The organism is Chloroflexota bacterium (assembly GCA_020161265.1).
Lineage (GTDB): Bacteria > Chloroflexota > Chloroflexia > Chloroflexales > Herpetosiphonaceae > Herpetosiphon.
The window spans coordinates 124,221-141,769 of record JAIUOC010000005.1 but is presented as its reverse complement, the minus strand read 5'-3'; the positions used below and the strand labels follow the sequence as shown (position 1 = coordinate 141,769).

The window sequence follows — 17,549 nt, the reverse complement described above, 5'->3', positions numbered from 1 at the left end:
ACCGCAAAAACGCTCACTTGTCAAGGGCGCAATAGTCCAATTGTGCTGCTAGTGCTCACGCTTGAGCCAGCGCTGCCAAATTGCCATACTCTATAACACCTTCATTTTTGAATTAATCATCGAATAACAAGCTGGACTGAATAGCCTAAACCGTTGGGGAGGCATCATCCTGATCAAGCCGATGAAGGTGGAACCAGCGCTGCATCTGCCAGCCAACCAAGCCACTGGCTATAATAAAATTGAGCATCGGCAGATAAAGACTTAAAAGCTGAAACCCCCTAGGATTGAATTTCCAGCCACTCCACGATGAGGTTAGCCAATAAAAAACCATAGCCACGATTGCCGCTCCAGCAGCATAGTGCACCGCAAACCAAAACGCTTCATAGCGCTCAAACTGGCGTTTGTGCAATATCAAGGTGGTGAAAACACTAACCCAAAAGCCTAGAACTACGCCAATCAACAAACCAACCACGCCATAAATAATCCACCCATTAATTAACATGTTGATTCCACCTGTCATCGCAATGAGCCAACCCCAACTGCGCCAAAACCAACGTGACGCACTAATGCCATGATCGGGCAAAATAATCGGGATAAAATACTTAGGGGGAAACGGCGGATCGTTAGGATTACGCATCCAAAACCTCGCTTTTGTTTGAATGATTGATCTTGCTTTACTATAGCGAGAGGCAGTTGCGCCAAGTAGCAGATTTGCAGCAAATTAACAGCAGTTCGATCAATCTAAACGCTAGCACTAGGATTCGCCCCGCTTGAGCCAGCGCTGCATCTGCCAGCCAACCAAGCCGCTAGCTACGATAAAACTTGCTATCGGCAGCTCGAATAAGTTTTGGAATCGAAAGATCGTAATTTCTGGATACTTGAGGTGGATTAACGCTAACCCTCCACCCATCACAACCACAGCCCCAAACATATAATGCAGCACAAACCAAAAGAGTTGATACCGTTTAGGTAGTTTTTTTCTCAGCAGTAAAGTCGTGAAGGCGCTAATCCAAAATCCAAAAAATAGCCCCATGAGCAACCCTGTTGAGGCATATGAATCATACATTCCACTACCGATCATCTGCCACAATCTACGGATGGATAATTTATTGCCTAACCAAACGTTGAGCCACAGCCATCCCAGCAAGTTGCTCAACGTCAACCCAACAAGACTGGTTACCATTGCGGTCAGAATCAGCCGACCCCAACTGCGCCAAAACCAGCGTTGCCAACGAACTGCGCCAGCAGGTTCAATTGTCGGAACGTGATAGTCCATCAGACCCTCACTTTTGTATATGAATCAAGCAGCTTAGACAGTGGGTTATGCGAAGTAATGGCAGCAAATTAATACAGGCTCCAGTGTTAGTGCTCACGCTTGAGCCAGCGTTGCATCTGCCAGCCAACCAGGCCGCTAGCCACAATAAAACTCGAGAGTGGCAGATACACGATGTATTGCAGCCGAAAGTTAATAATGGTTGGATACTTGAAGTGGATTAGCGAAAATCCCCCAACCACCACAACCACAGCTCCTAGCATATAATGCAGCACAAACCAAAAGAGTTGGTAGCGTTTAGGTAGTTTTTTCCTCAGCAGCAAGGTCGTGAAGACGCTAATCCAAAATCCAAAAAATAGCCCCATGAGCAACCCTGTTGAGGCATATGAATCATATCGCCTAATGCCCAAGATTTCCCAAAGCTCACGCTTAGGCAGGTTATGGCCAAACCAGATGCTGAGCCACAGCCATCCTAGCAGGTTGGTCACCGTCACTCCAACAAGATTTGTTGTGATCGCCATCAGAATCAGCCGCCCCCAACTGCGCCAAAACCAGCGTTGCCAACGAACTGCGCCAGCAGGTTCAATTGTCGGAACGTGATAGTCCATCAGACCCTCGCTTTGCTTGAATAATCGATCTTGCTTTACTATAGCGACAGGCGGTTGCACCAAGTAGCAGATTTGCAGCAAATTAACAGCAGTTCAGCCAAAAGTCGGGTAGTACAAATCACCGAGTTTATGCTAAAATCAGCATACCGTATCCATTGATCATTACGCCTGCTGGAGCAGTGCTGCAATGGTGCAACACTGAAGCATTGACATGAAACTGGAGAATCCCTCATGACCATGGTTGAAGAACAGGTTCCAACCCGCGAGGAAGTAAGCGCCGAAGACACTTGGGATATTAGTAGTCTCTATGCAGACCAAGCGGCTTGGGAGGCTGATGTTGAACGAATTAGCAACGCTTTGCTGCCAGCCTTGACCAGCTTGCAAGGCACGCTCGCCAATGGTCCTGAGGCGTTGTTGGCAGTCTTTCAAGCCCAAGAAGCCCTTGGCATGGTGCTCGAACAAATTTATGTCTACGCCAGCCTACGCGCCGACGAAGATACCGCCAACCAACATTACCAAGCCCTCGAAGAACGCGCTGCCGCCCTCTCAATTAAAGTTAGTGCCGCCACCTCATGGTACGAGCCAGAGCTTTTAGCCCTTTCCGATGAGCAAATTCTGGGCTACATTAGCAGTTTGCCCGCCCTCGAACTTTATCGCCGCGACTTAGAAGAGCAAATTCGTTTGCGCCAACACACCCGTTCAGGCGAAGTTGAAGAGGTATTAGCCCAAAGTGGTGAGATTAGCCGCGGCGCTCAAACCACCTTCAACATGTTTAGCGATGCCGACCTCAAATTCCCGCCGATTGAAGATGAACAGGGCAAGCCGCTCGAAGTAACGATGGGTCGCTATGCAGTGTTGCTGGAAAACCCCAACCAACGCATTCGCCGCGACACTTTTATGAGTATCCACCGCACCTACCGCCAATTTCGTAATATGTTGGCGGCCAATTATGCGACCAACGTGCGCAGCAATATTTTCTATGCCAAGGCGCGTGGCTACGATTCAGCCTTAGATGCCAGTTTAAAACCAAAAGAAATTCCTATGAGCGTCTACGACAATTTGATCAGCACAGTCCATGAGCACTTGCCCAAATTGCATCGCTATGGCGCAGTGCGCAAGCGCATTTTGGGAGTTGATAGCCTGCATGCCTACGATTGGTTTGTACCATTAAACGGCGCAGCCCCAACCAAAATCGACTTTGAACAAGGTGCTTCGTTGATTTTGAGCGCCTTGGAGCCACTTGGGGCCGAATATAGCTCAAGCCTTGGCCATGGGCTAGAATCACGCTGGGTTGACCGTTACGAAAATAAAAATAAACGCTCGGGAGCCTATTCCTGGGGTTGTTACACCTCACAGCCCTTTATTTTGATGAACTACAAAAATAATTTGAATAGTCTCTTTACCCTAGCCCACGAGCTTGGTCACTCGATGCACTCGTTGATGACCCGTAAATATCAACCCTACACCTATGGCCATTACACTTTGTTTGTGGCCGAAGTCGCTTCAACCTTAAACGAGGCTTTGCTGGCCGAGTATATGCTCAAAACCAGCGATGACCCAGCTTTGCGCTTGCAATTGGTCACCCAGCAAATTGATGATATTCGCGGCACGTTATTGCGCCAAACCTTGTTCGCCGAGTTCGAGCGCGAAACCCATCGCATGGTCGAGCAAGGCGAAGCGCTGACTGCCGATAACCTTAGCGCCTTGTATCGTCGTTTGATCGAGCAATACTATGGCCCCGAATTGGTTATTGACGAAGAATTGGATATTGAATGGGCACGGATTCCCCACTTCTATCGCTCGTTCTATGTCTACCAATATTCCACTGGCATCTCAGCTGCCTTGGCCTTGGCCGATAAGATTTTGACCGAAGGCGCTGGTGCTGCTGAAAACTACGTCAACTTCTTGCGGGGTGGTAATTCCAAATCATCAATCGATCTGCTCAAAGGAGCCGGGGTCGATATGACCACCCCCGATCCAATTCATCGCGCCATGAATCGCTTCGGCGATTTGGTGACCAAACTCGATGAATTAACCGCCTAATCGCCTTTCATGCTCGCCCTTCGTTGTGAAGGGCGAGTGCTTGTGTTGTGTAAGGAGTTGGCATGGCCGATCCACGGGTTCTCAAAATGGCTCATACGTTGGTCAATTATTCGATGAAAATCAAAGAGGGCGAATTGGTGGTTTTGCAGAGTGAGCCTGCTGCTGCGCCCTTAGTTCAAGCAATGTATCGCGAAATTTTGCTGGCTGGCGGGCATCCCGTTGCTCACACGGTGATGCCTGGGCTTTCGCGAATTTTGCTCAATCATGGCAACGATAAGCAATTGCAATGGATCTCGCCCTACGATCGTTTGGGGATTGAAACTGCCGATGTGCGGATTCGGATCGATGCTCAAAGCAACACCCGCGAACTCTCGCATGTTGACCCTGAACGCCAATCGGTATTTCAAAAATCGCGCCGCGAATTGATGGGCAAATTGATGTCACGCACCCATGCTGGCGATTTTCGCTGGTGTGTTACACTCTTTCCAACCGAGGGCTTGGCTCAAGATGCCAACATGAGTTTGCCCGATTTTGAAGATTTTGTGTATGGCGTGTGTTTCTTGAACGAAGCCGACCCAATCGCCAAATGGCAAGAACTTCACGATATGCAAGCCCATTTGATCAATTACTTGCAAAATAAGCGCGAAGTGCATATCCTAGGTGAAGGCACCGATATTCGACTGGGAATTGCTGGGCGCAGTTTTGTCAACTGTGCAGGCGATGCCAACTTCCCTGATGGCGAGTTCTTTACTGGCCCCGAAGAAACCAACGTCAATGGCATTGTACGCTTTTCGTTCCCAGCGATCTATAATGGACGCGAAGTCGAAGATGTGCAATTAACCTTCGAAGCTGGTAAAGTTGTCAAGGCAACGGCCAAGAGCGGCCAAGATTTCCTTGAGCAAATGTTGAATGTTGATGCTGGCGCACGGATTTTGGGCGAATTTGCCTTTGGCACCAACCCCAACATCAAAAATTACACCCGTAACATCTTATTCGATGAGAAAATGGGTGGTACAATCCATATGGCAGTCGGCGCTTCCTACCCTGAAACTGGCGGCTTGAACCAATCGGCAATCCACTGGGACATGGTTTGCGATTTACGTCAAAACAGCGAAGTTTATGTCGATGGTCAATTGTTCCAAAAAAATGGCACATTCGTGGTCTAAACTTTCCCTTTTTCCTCCCAACTAAAGCATGTTCGAGGGTATGAACAGCACTGTTCATACCCTTTAGGCTATCGTTCAGGCAGTGACGCACGTTCTGGGTTATGTTGGTTTCTGGCCCAACGCCCATCGCAATGCGGCTGCTTGATTATTGAACCATTTCTGCTGTAAGGAGAGTCCGATGGTCGTATCTCGCTCACGGGCAGTGCTCAAAAACGTTGCATGGCTGACATGCGGCGCGTTGATCGCCCTGCTGATCGTCTATCTGCGGCGTGATCCGCAGGCCACCGCCGCCCCGAACATCACCACTGGTAAAGTCGAAATTGCCAACCAGAGCAATCGGGCTGGCTATGATCCACTGTCGCTAGCCGAAATCGAACAAGCCCAAAAGCTAGCCCAAGCTGAATGGCAAGCCAAACGCGGCAAATTTGTTGAAAACAAGGCCGTACCTGCTGATGCCCAGTTGGAGTTCGTCAAAACCGAACGCCACGAAGAAATCCAAGCCGTATATGATAAGGGTTCATGGCAACGACGTGCCGATGTGCTGATTTTCGATTATGCCAAAAACAGCTTGGTCGCTGTGTTGGTCAATCTCAGCACAGGCAAAGTTGATGCCTTAGAGCAAGCCCGTGGCAGCCAACCCCACCCAACCGATCGTGAAACTGCTCGCGCTTTACAATTAGTGCTCGATCATCCAACTTTTGGGCCACAACTACGCGGTGAATACCAAGCCTTGACGAAAAAGAGCTTGACGACAGCCAGCCAACTGCGTGCTGCTGGTTTTGTGTATATCGCCGAACCCCAAATTGATAACGCCGCAGTGCTGCGAAGTTGCCAACAAAATCGTTGTGTGCAATTGTTGCTCAGTGCCGATAATGAATGGGCGGTCAGTAGCACCCCGATTGTCGATCTCTCGAATGGCCTTGTGGTTAGTTTGAATCGTTAGGAGTTTGGTGATGAAGCTTTCAGCACGTTGGGGCATGCTGCTAGGGATGCTATTAATTGCAGTCAGTTTGTTTAGCACCCAGACTCAGCAAGAAGCCACTGCCCAGACCCGCGACCGCTGCTCAGGTGGCAGTTTCGCCATTAATAAAACCTTGGCAAATGGCGCTAATTGGATGTTATGTTGGGAAGAACGCAGCAGCGAAGGCATCGTGTTGCGCAGTATCCGCTATACGCCACCAGGCGGTAGCCAAATTTCGGTGATCAATCAAATCAATTTGGCCCAAATTCACGTACCCTATGACGATAACACTGCTCGTTTCCATGATCTCTCGGATTATGGTTTGGGTGGCGGCCATATGAATAACATGGTGGCAGCCGATTGCCCCGATGGCACGTTGATTCAAAATAACAGCCGGAATGTACTGTGTGTGACAGTTGTGCCAACTGGCTATGCCTACAAATACTATGCCCAAGTCAAACAAGGCTCGGCCTTGGTATTACGCTCGGTTTCGCATATTGGTGCATATAACTATGTTAGCCAATGGATTTTTCATGATGATGCCACGATTGAGCCAGGCATTGGTGCGACTGGTAAGTTGCAAAAATGTACCAATGTCGCCAAATATGGCTGGAAAATCGATGCCAGTAGCTGCCAATATGGTACATCGCACATTCACAATTACTACTGGCGGATCGATTTTGCCCTTGGTGGCAATACCAACAATGTGGTTGAGCAAATCGAATTCGATTCGAGCGGTGCTGCTCAGCGCAACCTTCAATTGCAAGATTACACGACCGAAACAGCAGTTAAGGTCAACCCTGAAAATTTCCGCTCATGGCGGGTCAAGAACAAAACGGTCACCAACACCGATGGTCACGTGATCTCCTATGAGTTGATCGGCAATTCAGATCATGTATTCCGTGGGCCAACCTTCGAGCCATGGACCAATAATGATGTGTATGTGACCGAAAATAACCCTTGTGAACGGTGGGTTTCACACAACGATGGTAGTGGTTGTGCCGATGATGTCAGTGGTTTCGTGAATAACCAAACCCTGACTGACCCGATCGTTTGGTATGGAATTACCTTCCATCACCTACCCCGCGACGAAGACGACCCGTTAATGTCATCGCACTGGAGCAGCTTCCAAATGGTTCCACGCGATTTATACGCGGCCCAACAACGCTAAAACATCAAACGCCCGCTCAAGCTTGAGCGGGCGTTTTTTTATGGCTATCTATTTGCCAGGAGTTGGCGTAATGGTAGGAGTTGGTGGTGGTGGTGGCGTTTGTTGTTCGTTCAAGAACTTCAGCGCCCAGAACAATTGTGAATCGGCACAGCTGGTTGCGCCATCGGCTGGGGTGCGATTCAAAATACATTCAACCGGATATTGAGCTGCATCATCCGAGAATGGCACCACATAATCCGGCGTAATCCCCAAGGTATGAATCGCCCGCTTGTTGGGAGTTAGCCAATGGGCCACGGTAATACGGGCTTCCGACTTATCAGTCAGGGTATGCACACTTTGAACTGAACCCTTGCCAAAGGTTTTTTCACCAATCAAGGTTGCCCGTTTGGTATCTTGCATTGCGCCAGAGACAATTTCTGAGGCACTAGCCGAACCACCATTCACGAGCACCACGACCGGAATATCAAACAACTCCTGCGGCGTACCTTGTTGCAAGGTGCGATATTCCTTTTGGACTCCATTGCTATTTTCTTGATAATGGGTCACGCCATCTTTGGTAAAGCGACCAAGGATATTTTGGGCTTGGGTAACATAACCGCCTGGGTTATTCCGCAAATCAAAAATAATCGCCTTAGGATTATTGGGCTTGAGTTTGGCAATCGCTTGGTCTAATTCATCGTAAGAGGTTTGCTTAAACTCGCTCAATTGAATATAGCCAATATCGCCAATCATGGTTGAGCGCACACTGATCAATGGAATCGTATCGCGCACGATTGTAATATCGATTTGTTTTTCTTCGCTGGTGCGATAGACCGTGATCACGACTTGTGAGCCTTTGGGGCCACGAATCAGCTTAATCGCTTCAGACAGCGCTTGATCGCGTTCAAGATTCTCAATTACTTCACTAATTTGCTTGCCATCGACCGCGACCACAATATCGCCAGCTCGCACATTGGCTTTTTCAGCAGGTGAGCCTTCAATCGGCGAAACAATTAAGATCTGGCCTTCTTTATATTCGACATAAGCGCCGATACCCTCGAAATTGCCGCGCATATCCTCGCGTGAACGTTCGGCGGCTTCGGGTTCTTGAAAGCCAGTAAAATCATCGCCAAGCGATTGGAGCATGCCGCGAATTGCGCCATACATCATTTGCTTTTCATCGATTGGCTCGGTATGATAAAACTCTTTATTGACCAGATTCCAAACTTCCCAAAAGGTCTGAAAATCTTTATCAGCGCCCGCAGGTGGCAACGCCTGAGCGGTAGCTTGCATAATCATGGCAGTTTCGGTCGCTAAAACTTGATTAGCTGCCGTCATCACCTGTTCTTTCGAGGTGCTTCCCCAATAATAGCCAGCCCCCAGGGCAATTGCGACCACCAACAAGACTCCAACAATCCCACTCAACACCACCCATATTTTTGATGATGCTGCTGAGCCGCCGCCCGACGTGGGCTGGAATTCGCTCATAGAAAACCTCGTTTCATGCAATTTAACCTAGGCTAATCCAGCCTGTATAGCAGTGTACAACTTAAGCACCTAGTTGTAGGTTAGGTTGGCATTAGCAATCGAATGGATGGGCCGCGTTGCCGCTCAGGCTATGGTTCATGCTAGCACGAATTTGGGCTAAACCATTGATCAAATTGAAACATAATCGCGGCCAAGGCGGCAATTGGAGCCGTCTCAGCCCGTAAAATGCGCGAGCCTAAACTAACGCTGACAAGGCCTGCTTGGCGAGCTGCCTCAAGCTCGTTGTCGCTCCAACCACCCTCAGGCCCGCTCCAAATTGCTAATTCTTGGCGTGGTTCTAAAGCCAAAGCTGACTTAAACGACAAGGTCTGACCAGTTTCGGCTAACAGCAAATGGCCACGGGCTTGAGGCAAGGCTTGGGCCACAGTTTGGGCTTCGTGTAAGCTTGGCAAACGCCCACGGCCTGCTTGCTCAGCCGCCTCGCGAATAATTCGTTGCCAACGTTCGCGTTTGGTGGCAGAAACATCGGCTTGCGAACGCTCACACAGCAAGGGCACAAAGGCGGTTGCGCCCAATTCGGTGCATTTTTGCAAGGCAATTTCAAAGCGTTCGCCACGGGTCAGGGCTAAATAAAGTGTCACATTGATACTTGGCTCGCCGTTCGCTGGGTAGCGTTGCAAAATCCGCCCCTGCGCTTCACGCTTGTTCAGGCTAGTCAATTCAGCAATATAGCCCATACCAAGGCCATCGAGCAAAGCAATATGCTGACCAACGCGCAAACGCAGCACGTTGTTCCATTGGTGCAGCAATTCGCGCTCGACCACTGCCAACGTTTCGCCCTGAATCGCCTCGGCGGGCACAAAAAAGCGGTAGGTATTTTTCATTAGGCTGGTTTGCGATGGGTAAAAGCGACCCAATCGCCTTGGGTACGCCGTTCAACTTGCTCTAAGCCAACTGCGTCAAACGCGGCCACCACATCAGCTTCGCGCTCGTTGATAATGCCAGATGTGATTAGCACGCCGCCTGGTTTGAGCGCCGCAAGGTAATCATTGCCCAACACAACGTGCACTTTCGCCAAAATATTGGCCAAAATCACATCAAACTCGTTGTGGTGACGATAGCTTTGCGGCGTGCCAAGTTGTGCGCCTTCCCAGCCGAGCCAATGCTCCAAGGGTGCATCGCCCAAGCTACCTTCCAAGGCGGTTACCAAGGTTTCGGCATGATTGATGCGGGCGTTTTCAGCAGTTGCTTCCACCGCGATTGGGTCGGTATCCAACGCCAAAACCCGTTGGGAGCCAAGTTTGGCCGCGCCAACCGCCAAAATCCCTGAGCCACAGCCAAGATCAAGCACTGTGGTGTTGTTAAATTCGATCAATTCCATCAACTCAAGGCAGAGCTGGGTGGTGGGGTGCAAGCCTGTGCCAAAGGCCATGCCTGGATCGAGATTCAGTACAACGTCGTTTTCGGCAGGCTCGTATTCCAGCCACGAGGGCACAATCACGAAGCGTTGGCCGATGCGGCGGGTGCGATAATGCTCCTTCCACGCATTGGCCCAATCTTCCTCAGCGATGGTTTTAACGTGCAAATCGCCAACTGGGCGCATCATGCCTAGCACCCACAAACCGCGCTCGATCTGGGTTTGGGCATCGGCGGCTTGCTCATTGGCCAGCAGGTAGGTGCGCACAATCACGGGTTTATTGGTATCAATTTGATATTCAGGTGAGTCGGGCGATGGAATGATCGCCTCTTCGACGGCCACACCACCGTTATAGCCATATTGGGCAAATAATTCCGACACACTTTCGACCGCTTCGGTATCGACGGTCACGCTCAGTTCGAGCCACTGCATAAAAACCCCTGTTTAGAAGGATGAAGGAAGAGGGATGAAGTATGAATATCATTCCTCAGCCTGTCACTCCTTTTTTTGATAGACAAAATAATTAAACGTCGCAATAAATCCCTCATCCCTCATCCCTCATCCCTCATCCCTCATCCCTCATCCCTCATCCCTCATCCCTCATCCCTCATCCCTCATCCCTCATCCTTTCGCCGTCCAGGTTGTGCCGTTGGGGCCATCTTCGAGTTGGACATCAAGCTCGCTCAGGCGGTTGCGTACTAAATCGGAGAGTGCCCATTGTTTGGCTTTACGCAACTCGGTGCGTAATTCAATCAACAATTCGATAAATGGCGCAGCATCGGTTTTGCTGGCGCTGGGCGCTTCTAAGCGTAAGCCGAGCACCGCAGCTAATTCGCGTAAACGGGCTTGACCTGCTGCGAATGGCTCGCCACCAACGCCTGCATCACGAGCAGCGTTGATCGAACGCACCAAATCAAACAAAACCGCCAAGGCTGCTGCACTGTTGAAATCGCTGTCCATTGCTGCACGGAAATCGGCTGGAGCTTTGGCAACAATTGCGTTCAGCGTTTCAACGACTGGGCCGCTGCTAGCAGTACCATGGGCTGGTTTCAACGCCGACATGATGCGCTCAAGTTTGCGTTGAGTATCAGCCAAAACCTCATCATTATAAACCAATGGCGCACGATACGAGCCAGAAAGCACCAGCAAGCGCATAATATCGGCAGAGTGCTCGCTTAAAAATTGATCAATTGTGATCAAATTACCCAGCGACTTGCTCATTTTCTCGCCAGCCAATTGCAACATGCCATTGTGCATCCAGACTTGGGCAAAATTTTTGCCAGTCAATGATTCGGTTTGGGCAATTTCATTTTCGTGGTGGGGGAAGATCAAGTCGTTGCCACCACCATGAATATCAATTTGCTCAGCTAATTCGTGCAAACTCATGGCTGAGCATTCGATATGCCAACCAGGTCGGCCTTGGCCCCATGGGCTTGCCCAAGCTGGCTCGCCTGGTTTGGCCGATTTCCACAGCGCAAAATCTAACGGGTCATCTTTGGCTTCATCAGGAGCAATTCGAGCACCAGAGCGCATATCATCGACAGCGCGACGCGAAAGTTTGCCATAATCTTCGTCGGCTCGTACCCGAAAATACACATCGCCATTGCTGGCGTGGTAGGCTGCATCTTTGGCAATCAGGCCTTCGATAAATTGAATAATTTGCGGAATGGTAGTGGAAACACGGGGGTAGGCCGTGGCGGGCAGCACATTCAATTGGCCCAATTGATCAAGAAAGGCCAACGTATAGCTCTCGGCCAATTCCATGGGATCGCGGCCCTGCTCGTTGGCACGGCGAATAATTTTATCGTCAACATCGGTAAAATTCATCACATGACGCACGGCGTAGCCCGACCATTCCAAATAGCGCCGCACCACATCGAACACCACCGCTGACATGGCATGGCCAATATGGGCATCAGAATACACCGTCGGCCCACAGACATACATCGACACATGGTCAGCAACCAACGGTGTAAACGGCTCGGTCTGGCGGGTAAGCGTGTTGTAAATTGCTAATGCCATAGATGTGGCTCCTCAACACAAAAAATTAAATACCGTCAGCGTAGTGCATCTCGTAACTTTGTAAATCATCAAGGCAATCGAAGGGATCATCGCCGTTGGTGCGTTGGGCACTGAGCGCGGCAATATGATAAGCTTGACTGCCCATGGCGCTTTCAAGCTCAACCACCCGTTGATTTAAATGTTGAACTGATTCGTGCAAGGAGCGCAACATCGCGCCCTCAGGGTCGGGCAACATTTCGACGCGGTTGGTTTGGCCCGTTTGGGGATCACGGGTGGCGACCACCCGCGCAGGCACGCCAATCGCAGTCGAATGGGCGGGTACAGGTTTAACCACCACCGCGCCGCCGCCGATCCGAGCGCCATCGCCGATCGTAATTGCCCCCAGCACCTTGGCTCCCACCCCAATCACCACATTATTGCCGATGGTTGGGTGGCGCTTGCCTGTTTCCTTACCCGTCCCACCCAGGGTCACACCTTGATACATCACCACATCATCGCCGATAATCGCAGTTTCGCCAACCACGATGCCCATGCCATGGTCGATGAACAGGCGCTGGCCAATTGTGGCCCCGGGGTGAATTTCAATGCCGGTGAAAAAGCGCGTAATTTGCGAGAGCAAGCGCGGAATAAACGGCAAGTTCAGACCCCAAAGCCAGTGGGTCAGCCTATGGATTTGCACCGCTTGAAAGCCTGGGTAGAGCAGCACCTCAAAAATTGAGCGAGCAGCAGGATCATTGTGTAAAATTGTCCGAATATCTTCGCGAACCAAACGCCACCAATGCCGCATAATGATCCTTCCTTTCGCAGACAAAAAGAAAGCCCAAGGCCATTAGCCTTAAGCCAAGTACCTTGGGTTCTTGAATGTCGCTTTAGGCCGCAGCCGATGATTCTGATTTGCTGGCTTCGGCTTTGGGTGCTTCAGGCTTGCTTTCGCTGGTAGCAGCGGCAGGCGCGGCACTGCTAGCATCGCTGCTGGCTGGTGCTGGAGTGCTTGATTTGCTGCTAGCGCTATTGTTATTGCCTGAACGACTATCATTAATATACCATCCACTACCCTTGAATACCACGCCAACCGGTTGAAACACACGCTTGATCATGCCTTGACAGCGCGGACAGATGGTCAGCGGCTCGTCAGAGAAGCGTTGAAATTGCTCGAATTGTGCGCCACATGCTTGGCACGCATACACATAGGTTGGCACGCTACCATACCTCCGACAGGATGAAAGTTTAACGCAATAAAGCCCCAAAAGGCACTCTAGCTCATTTTACCGTAATTATGGTTGCTGATCAACCGGACGGAAGAACATAGATCAAAGAACATAGAACATTAGGTGGGGGTCGGTTGTTGGAGGTTGGGGATCGGTTTTGATCCACAAAGGACACGAAGCGCACGAAGGGTTGAAACCGCGAAGATCGCGAAGATCGCAAAGAACTTCAAGCTCAATGTGGAGAGCATATCCCTTCATCCTTCATCCCTCATCCTTCATCCCTCATCATTCATCCTTCTCAACACTCTGCGCCTCTGCGTTAAAACCTCGCCTCAATGCCTGACCTCTGACCCCTAGCCCCTGATCCCTCATCTTCATCCTTCATAATTCATCCTTCATCCTTTTCCACTCTTGATCTTCAATTGGTTCTTTGTGATAATGGGCTTGGGCAATGTAGCTCACATTAATGCCGCCCGATCAGCGTTCTCCATTTCAGCCACAAGGGAGATAGTATGCAGATCGATCCATCCACCACCGCACTGGTCTTGATTGAATTTCAAAACGATTTCACCTCGGAAGGCGGGGCGCTCCACGGCGCTGTCGCCGAAAGTATGCAAGCCACCAATATGCTGGCCAACGCGATCGAAACGGTCAAACAAGCCCGCGAGGCAGGCGTGACGATCATTCATGCCCCAATTTCATTTGCCGAAGGCTACCGCGAAATTACTAGCCATCCCTATGGCATTCTCAAGGGCGTGGTCGATAACAACGCCTTCCGCAAGGGCACTTGGGGCGCGGAATTGGTTGATGTGCTGGCTCCAGAAAGCAGCGATATTGTGATCGAGGGCAAGCGTGGCCTCGACACCTTCGCCAGCACCAACCTTGATTTTATTTTGCGCAGTCGGGGCTTGACCAACTTGGTTTTGGCGGGCTTTTTGACCAACTGCTGCGTCGAATCGACCATGCGCTCAGGCTATGAACGTGGCTACAACGTGATCACCCTGACCGATTGTGTAGCCGCCACCAGCGCCGAAGAGCAACAAGGCGCAATCAGCAAAGATTATCCAATGTTCTCGCATCCCATGGATCACCAGCAATTCCTCGAAATTTTGAGCGGACGCAGTGCCATGGTTAATGCTAGTCGCGGCTATTAATCGATGAGCCACGCAGCAGAACTTCAGGCTGAGGTTTTGGCTGCACTTCAGCGGTCGGTTCGTGGCAAGGTTCACGCCGACCGCTTGACATGTGCGCTGTATAGCACCGATGCCTCATCCTACGCCGTCATGCCCAAAGCGGTGGTTATTCCGCGTGATCGCGCCGATTTGCAGGCAATCGTCGAAATCGCTCAACGTTACCATGTGCCAATTGTGCCGCGTGGCGGTGGCACAAGCCTCTCGGGTCAAGCCATTGGCGCGGGAATTATTGTTGATCTCTCGCATTCATTCGGTCAAATTGGTGAGTTTGATCCAGGCAGTCGCCAAATTTGGGTTGAAGCTGGCTGCACCCTCGACCGTTTGAATAATTTCCTCAAACCGCATGGCCTGATGTTTGGCCCCGACCCTTCGTCGAGTGCTTCGGCGACGATCGGCGGCATGCTCGGCAATAATTCAACTGGCTCGCATTCAATTGTCTATGGCATGACTGTTGATCATACCCTCGCCATGGAAACGATTTTAGATGATAGCTCGCTGGCGATTTGGTCAACCCACTCAGCCAATAATCCGCGTCAGCAGCAGATTCAAGCTCAAATTGGCCAAATTGTTGAGCGTTATGCCCCCAACATTGAGCGCGATTACCCGCAAGTTTGGCGCAATGTCGCGGGCTACAATCTCCAGCGCATGCTGCAACGCCAACAGCAACAACAACTATTTAGTGCTGTGCCAATTTTGGTTGGTAGCGAAGGCACACTCGGCTTGACGGTTGCCGCCCAACTTAGTTTGGTAGCCCGACCAAAGGTCACACGGCTAGCACTCTGGCATTTTGATGATCTGCAACGAGCTTTGGCTTTAGTACCCGAAATGTTGCGCTTTAACCCAAGCGCGGTCGAATTATTTGATCGTTATTTTATTAATTTGACCTGCCAAAACCCTGAGTACGGTTCGCGCCTGAGCTTTGTGGTGGGCGAACCACGCGTGGTCTTAATTGTTGAATGGGCGGGAACCGATTCCACTGAATTAGCTGCCAACGATGCGGCCTTAGAAGCGCATTTACGAGCGTTGGGCGAAACTGGCCTGATAGTGCGCGAAACCACGCCCACTGCCATTGCCAATGTTTGGGCAGTGCGCAAGGCTGGCTTAGGTTTGTTGATGAGCCAACGTGGCGATGCCAAGCCGCTAGCTTTTGTTGATGACGCAACCGTGCCAGTCGCTCACTTGGCCGAATATGCCCGTGGAGTTGAAGCAATTTGCCGCGAAGCTGGCACTGAAGCCACATTTTATGCCCATGCCTCGGTTGGTTGCTTGCACATCAATCCATTAATTAATTTGAAAACTAAGCAGGGTTTGGCCCAGATGGCTCAAATCTCGCAGGCCGTTGCGAGTTTAGCGATTAGCCTTGGCGGCACAACCACGGGCGAACATGGCGAAGGCTTAGCCCGCTCCGCCTTCAATCAACAATTGTATGGCGCAGCATTGCACCAAGCCTTTGGCGAAATCAAGCAATTGTTCGACCCAAACCAAATCTTCAATCCAGGCAAGATTTTGGCTGCACCCCAGCCATGGCAACCTGAAATCCTGCGCATCAACCCCAGCTACCAAACGCCGCATGCGCCCAGCGTAACCTTTTTCGATTTCACGCCTGATGGTGGTTTTGCTGGCTTAGTCGAGATGTGCAATGGCCAAGGAGTTTGCCGCAAAGATGATGCAGGCGTAATGTGTCCATCGTATATGGCGACTCACGACGAGGCCAACTCGACCCGTGGCCGCGCCAATGCGCTGCGAGCAGCCATGACTGGTCAGCTTGGTGCTGATGGTTTGAGCAGCCCTGAATTGCACGAGGCCATGGATTTATGCCTTGAATGCAAGGCGTGTAAACGCGAATGCCCATCGATTGTTGATATGGCGAGGCTCAAATCGGAATGGCTAGCCCAGTATCAAGCAACTCATGGCGTACCGTGGCGCAGCCGTTTGTTTGGCCAAATCGCCAAAATCAACCAACTTGGCATGTTGGTTCCACGCTTGAATAATTGGCTGTTGGCTCAACCAGTCACCCGTTGGCTACTTGATCGCAGTTTGGGCATCGATCAACGACGGCAATTGCCAGCCTTGGCAAATAGCTCATTTCGGACATGGTTTAAACGCCAAAGCCAAACTCACGCTGCACCGCGTGGCCCGCTAATTCTTTGGGATGATACCTTTACACTTTACAACGAACCTCAGATCGGCCAAGCAGCGGTTAAAATTCTCAGCGCGGCGGGCTACAAGGTTTATTTAATCGAAGAACGGCGTTGTTGTGGCAGGCCATTAATTTCCAAGGGAATGTTGGCCGAAGCTCGGGCCAATGCAGAGCATAACATCGCACTACTCGCGCCATTTGCCGAATTGGGCGTGCCAATTATTGGCCTAGAACCAAGTTGTATCGCCAGCTTTCGCGATGAATATCCAGCGCTGGTGACGACCAACGCTGCCAAAATCGTGGCGGCGCAAAGCTATTTCATCGAAGAATTTTTAGTCAAACTGGCAGCTGAGGGCGTGACGTGGCATTGGAAAAAGCAACGACCAGCCGATCAGGTTTTAGTCCATGGTCATTGCTATCAAAAAGCCTTGATCAGCACCAACCCACTCTTGGCGATGTTGCGACTCGTGCCAAACTTAGCAGTCCACGAAATTGAGAGCGGTTGTTGCGGCATGGCTGGCTCGTTTGGCTATGAACGCGAACATTACGAAGTTTCGCTGGCTTGTGGCGAACAACGCCTATTTCCAGCGGTTCGCAGCAGCCAACAGCCAATTCTCGCCGCTGGCATGTCTTGTCGTCATCAAATTGAGGCTGGCACAGGTGTAATCGCTCAGCATCCGATTGTTTTTTTGGCCGATTGTTTAGTCGATTAAGCTACAAGCAATCGTAGGAATTTTCATATTTGTTCAATTGTTTGTTCATCCAACAAATTGACAAAAGCCATGGCTTTGGCGTATAGTATGGCCTTGAAGAGTCGTGTGTATTTAATGATTCCCCTAACCGATCACCATGCCCTGCCTACGGGGCTATTTGGCGGTTG

At 50.5% G+C, this 17,549-nt stretch carries 15 protein-coding genes; 6 read left to right on the top strand and 9 right to left on the bottom strand.

From position 1 onward, the window contains the following. Positions 1 to 145 precede the first annotated feature (145 nt). The 3 genes from LCH85_12720 to LCH85_12710 all read right to left on the bottom strand — a co-directional run bounded on the left by LCH85_12720 (position 146) and on the right by LCH85_12710 (position 1,881). Entirely contained in the window at positions 146 to 637 is a 492-nt protein-coding gene (locus tag LCH85_12720; protein MCA0352853.1) for a hypothetical protein, read from the bottom strand. 117 nt (positions 638 to 754) lie between these two features. Next, positions 755 to 1,276 carry a hypothetical protein gene (locus LCH85_12715; protein MCA0352852.1) on the bottom strand — a complete coding sequence of 174 codons (522 nt, stop codon included), beginning with the start codon at positions 1,274 to 1,276 and terminating at the stop codon, positions 755 to 757. A gap of 86 nt (positions 1,277 to 1,362) precedes the next feature. Further along, the gene (locus tag LCH85_12710) at positions 1,363 to 1,881 is read right to left on the bottom strand and encodes a hypothetical protein (GenBank protein MCA0352851.1); all 519 of its coding nucleotides are present in this window, start codon (positions 1,879 to 1,881) and stop codon (positions 1,363 to 1,365) included. A 231-nt stretch (positions 1,882 to 2,112) separates the two neighbouring features. Between LCH85_12710 and pepF the strand changes: the two genes are divergently transcribed. The 4 genes from pepF (at position 2,113) to LCH85_12690 (ending at position 7,222) form a co-directional block, all read left to right on the top strand. Further along, positions 2,113 to 3,924 (top strand): oligoendopeptidase F, encoded by a 1,812-nt coding sequence (pepF, locus tag LCH85_12705; protein MCA0352850.1) that lies wholly within the window; start codon positions 2,113 to 2,115, stop codon positions 3,922 to 3,924. A 62-nt stretch (positions 3,925 to 3,986) separates the two neighbouring features. Then, positions 3,987 to 5,090, top strand: a complete 1,104-nt coding sequence (locus tag LCH85_12700; protein ID MCA0352849.1) for an aminopeptidase — start codon at positions 3,987 to 3,989, stop codon at positions 5,088 to 5,090. A 178-nt stretch (positions 5,091 to 5,268) separates the two neighbouring features. Beyond that, positions 5,269 to 6,033: a hypothetical protein gene (locus tag LCH85_12695; GenBank protein ID MCA0352848.1), complete on the top strand. Its 765-nt coding sequence runs from the start codon at positions 5,269 to 5,271 to the stop codon at positions 6,031 to 6,033. A gap of 10 nt (positions 6,034 to 6,043) precedes the next feature. Then, complete coding sequence (locus LCH85_12690) at positions 6,044 to 7,222, top strand: hypothetical protein (protein MCA0352847.1); 1,179 nt, start codon at positions 6,044 to 6,046, stop codon at positions 7,220 to 7,222. Positions 7,223 to 7,270: 48 nt separating this feature from the next. Here LCH85_12690 and LCH85_12685 read toward each other — a convergent pair whose 3' ends face one another. From LCH85_12685 to LCH85_12660, 6 genes are all read right to left on the bottom strand, one after another. Continuing rightward, the gene (locus LCH85_12685; GenBank protein MCA0352846.1) at positions 7,271 to 8,689 is read right to left on the bottom strand and encodes a S41 family peptidase; all 1,419 of its coding nucleotides are present in this window, start codon (positions 8,687 to 8,689) and stop codon (positions 7,271 to 7,273) included. A gap of 140 nt (positions 8,690 to 8,829) precedes the next feature. Next, positions 8,830 to 9,573 (bottom strand): 16S rRNA (uracil(1498)-N(3))-methyltransferase, encoded by a 744-nt coding sequence (locus tag LCH85_12680; protein ID MCA0352845.1) that lies wholly within the window; start codon positions 9,571 to 9,573, stop codon positions 8,830 to 8,832. Continuing rightward, a complete protein-coding gene (locus LCH85_12675) occupies positions 9,573 to 10,538 on the bottom strand; it encodes a 50S ribosomal protein L11 methyltransferase (protein MCA0352844.1) in 966 nt (321 codons plus the stop codon). The genes LCH85_12680 and LCH85_12675 overlap by 1 nt, the downstream gene beginning before the upstream one ends. 189 nt (positions 10,539 to 10,727) lie before the next feature. Next, positions 10,728 to 12,128, bottom strand: a complete 1,401-nt coding sequence (cysS, locus tag LCH85_12670) for a cysteine--tRNA ligase (protein MCA0352843.1) — start codon at positions 12,126 to 12,128, stop codon at positions 10,728 to 10,730. A gap of 25 nt (positions 12,129 to 12,153) precedes the next feature. Further along, positions 12,154 to 12,915 carry a serine O-acetyltransferase gene (cysE, locus tag LCH85_12665; GenBank protein ID MCA0352842.1) on the bottom strand — a complete coding sequence of 254 codons (762 nt, stop codon included), beginning with the start codon at positions 12,913 to 12,915 and terminating at the stop codon, positions 12,154 to 12,156. Positions 12,916 to 12,997: 82 nt separating this feature from the next. After that, complete coding sequence (locus LCH85_12660) at positions 12,998 to 13,327, bottom strand: zinc ribbon domain-containing protein (GenBank protein MCA0352841.1); 330 nt, start codon at positions 13,325 to 13,327, stop codon at positions 12,998 to 13,000. Between the two features lie 521 nt (positions 13,328 to 13,848). Here LCH85_12660 and LCH85_12655 point away from each other — a divergent pair. Continuing rightward, positions 13,849 to 14,490, top strand: a complete 642-nt coding sequence (locus LCH85_12655) for a cysteine hydrolase (GenBank protein ID MCA0352840.1) — start codon at positions 13,849 to 13,851, stop codon at positions 14,488 to 14,490. Between the two features lie 3 nt (positions 14,491 to 14,493). After that, complete coding sequence (locus LCH85_12650) at positions 14,494 to 17,382, top strand: FAD-binding protein (GenBank protein MCA0352839.1); 2,889 nt, start codon at positions 14,494 to 14,496, stop codon at positions 17,380 to 17,382. The last annotated feature ends 167 nt before the right edge of the window (positions 17,383 to 17,549 follow it).

What these genes read in the sequence shown, in the direction of transcription:
- pepF (MCA0352850.1), top strand. Translation starts at nt 2,113, where the DNA reads ATGACCATGGTTGAAGAACAGGTTCCAACCCGCGAGGAAGTAAGCGCC.
- LCH85_12715 (MCA0352852.1), bottom strand. Translation starts at nt 1,276, where the DNA reads ATGGACTATCACGTTCCGACAATTGAACCTGCTGGCGCAGTTCGTTGG.
- LCH85_12685 (MCA0352846.1), bottom strand. Translation starts at nt 8,689, where the DNA reads ATGAGCGAATTCCAGCCCACGTCGGGCGGCGGCTCAGCAGCATCATCA.
- LCH85_12690 (MCA0352847.1), top strand. Translation starts at nt 6,044, where the DNA reads ATGAAGCTTTCAGCACGTTGGGGCATGCTGCTAGGGATGCTATTAATT.
- cysS (MCA0352843.1), bottom strand. Translation starts at nt 12,128, where the DNA reads ATGGCATTAGCAATTTACAACACGCTTACCCGCCAGACCGAGCCGTTT.
- cysE (MCA0352842.1), bottom strand. Translation starts at nt 12,915, where the DNA reads ATGCGGCATTGGTGGCGTTTGGTTCGCGAAGATATTCGGACAATTTTA.
- LCH85_12650 (MCA0352839.1), top strand. Translation starts at nt 14,494, where the DNA reads ATGAGCCACGCAGCAGAACTTCAGGCTGAGGTTTTGGCTGCACTTCAG.
- LCH85_12695 (MCA0352848.1), top strand. Translation starts at nt 5,269, where the DNA reads ATGGTCGTATCTCGCTCACGGGCAGTGCTCAAAAACGTTGCATGGCTG.
- LCH85_12720 (MCA0352853.1), bottom strand. Translation starts at nt 637, where the DNA reads ATGCGTAATCCTAACGATCCGCCGTTTCCCCCTAAGTATTTTATCCCG.
- LCH85_12710 (MCA0352851.1), bottom strand. Translation starts at nt 1,881, where the DNA reads ATGGACTATCACGTTCCGACAATTGAACCTGCTGGCGCAGTTCGTTGG.
- LCH85_12655 (MCA0352840.1), top strand. Translation starts at nt 13,849, where the DNA reads ATGCAGATCGATCCATCCACCACCGCACTGGTCTTGATTGAATTTCAA.
- LCH85_12680 (MCA0352845.1), bottom strand. Translation starts at nt 9,573, where the DNA reads ATGAAAAATACCTACCGCTTTTTTGTGCCCGCCGAGGCGATTCAGGGC.
- LCH85_12675 (MCA0352844.1), bottom strand. Translation starts at nt 10,538, where the DNA reads ATGCAGTGGCTCGAACTGAGCGTGACCGTCGATACCGAAGCGGTCGAA.
- LCH85_12700 (MCA0352849.1), top strand. Translation starts at nt 3,987, where the DNA reads ATGGCCGATCCACGGGTTCTCAAAATGGCTCATACGTTGGTCAATTAT.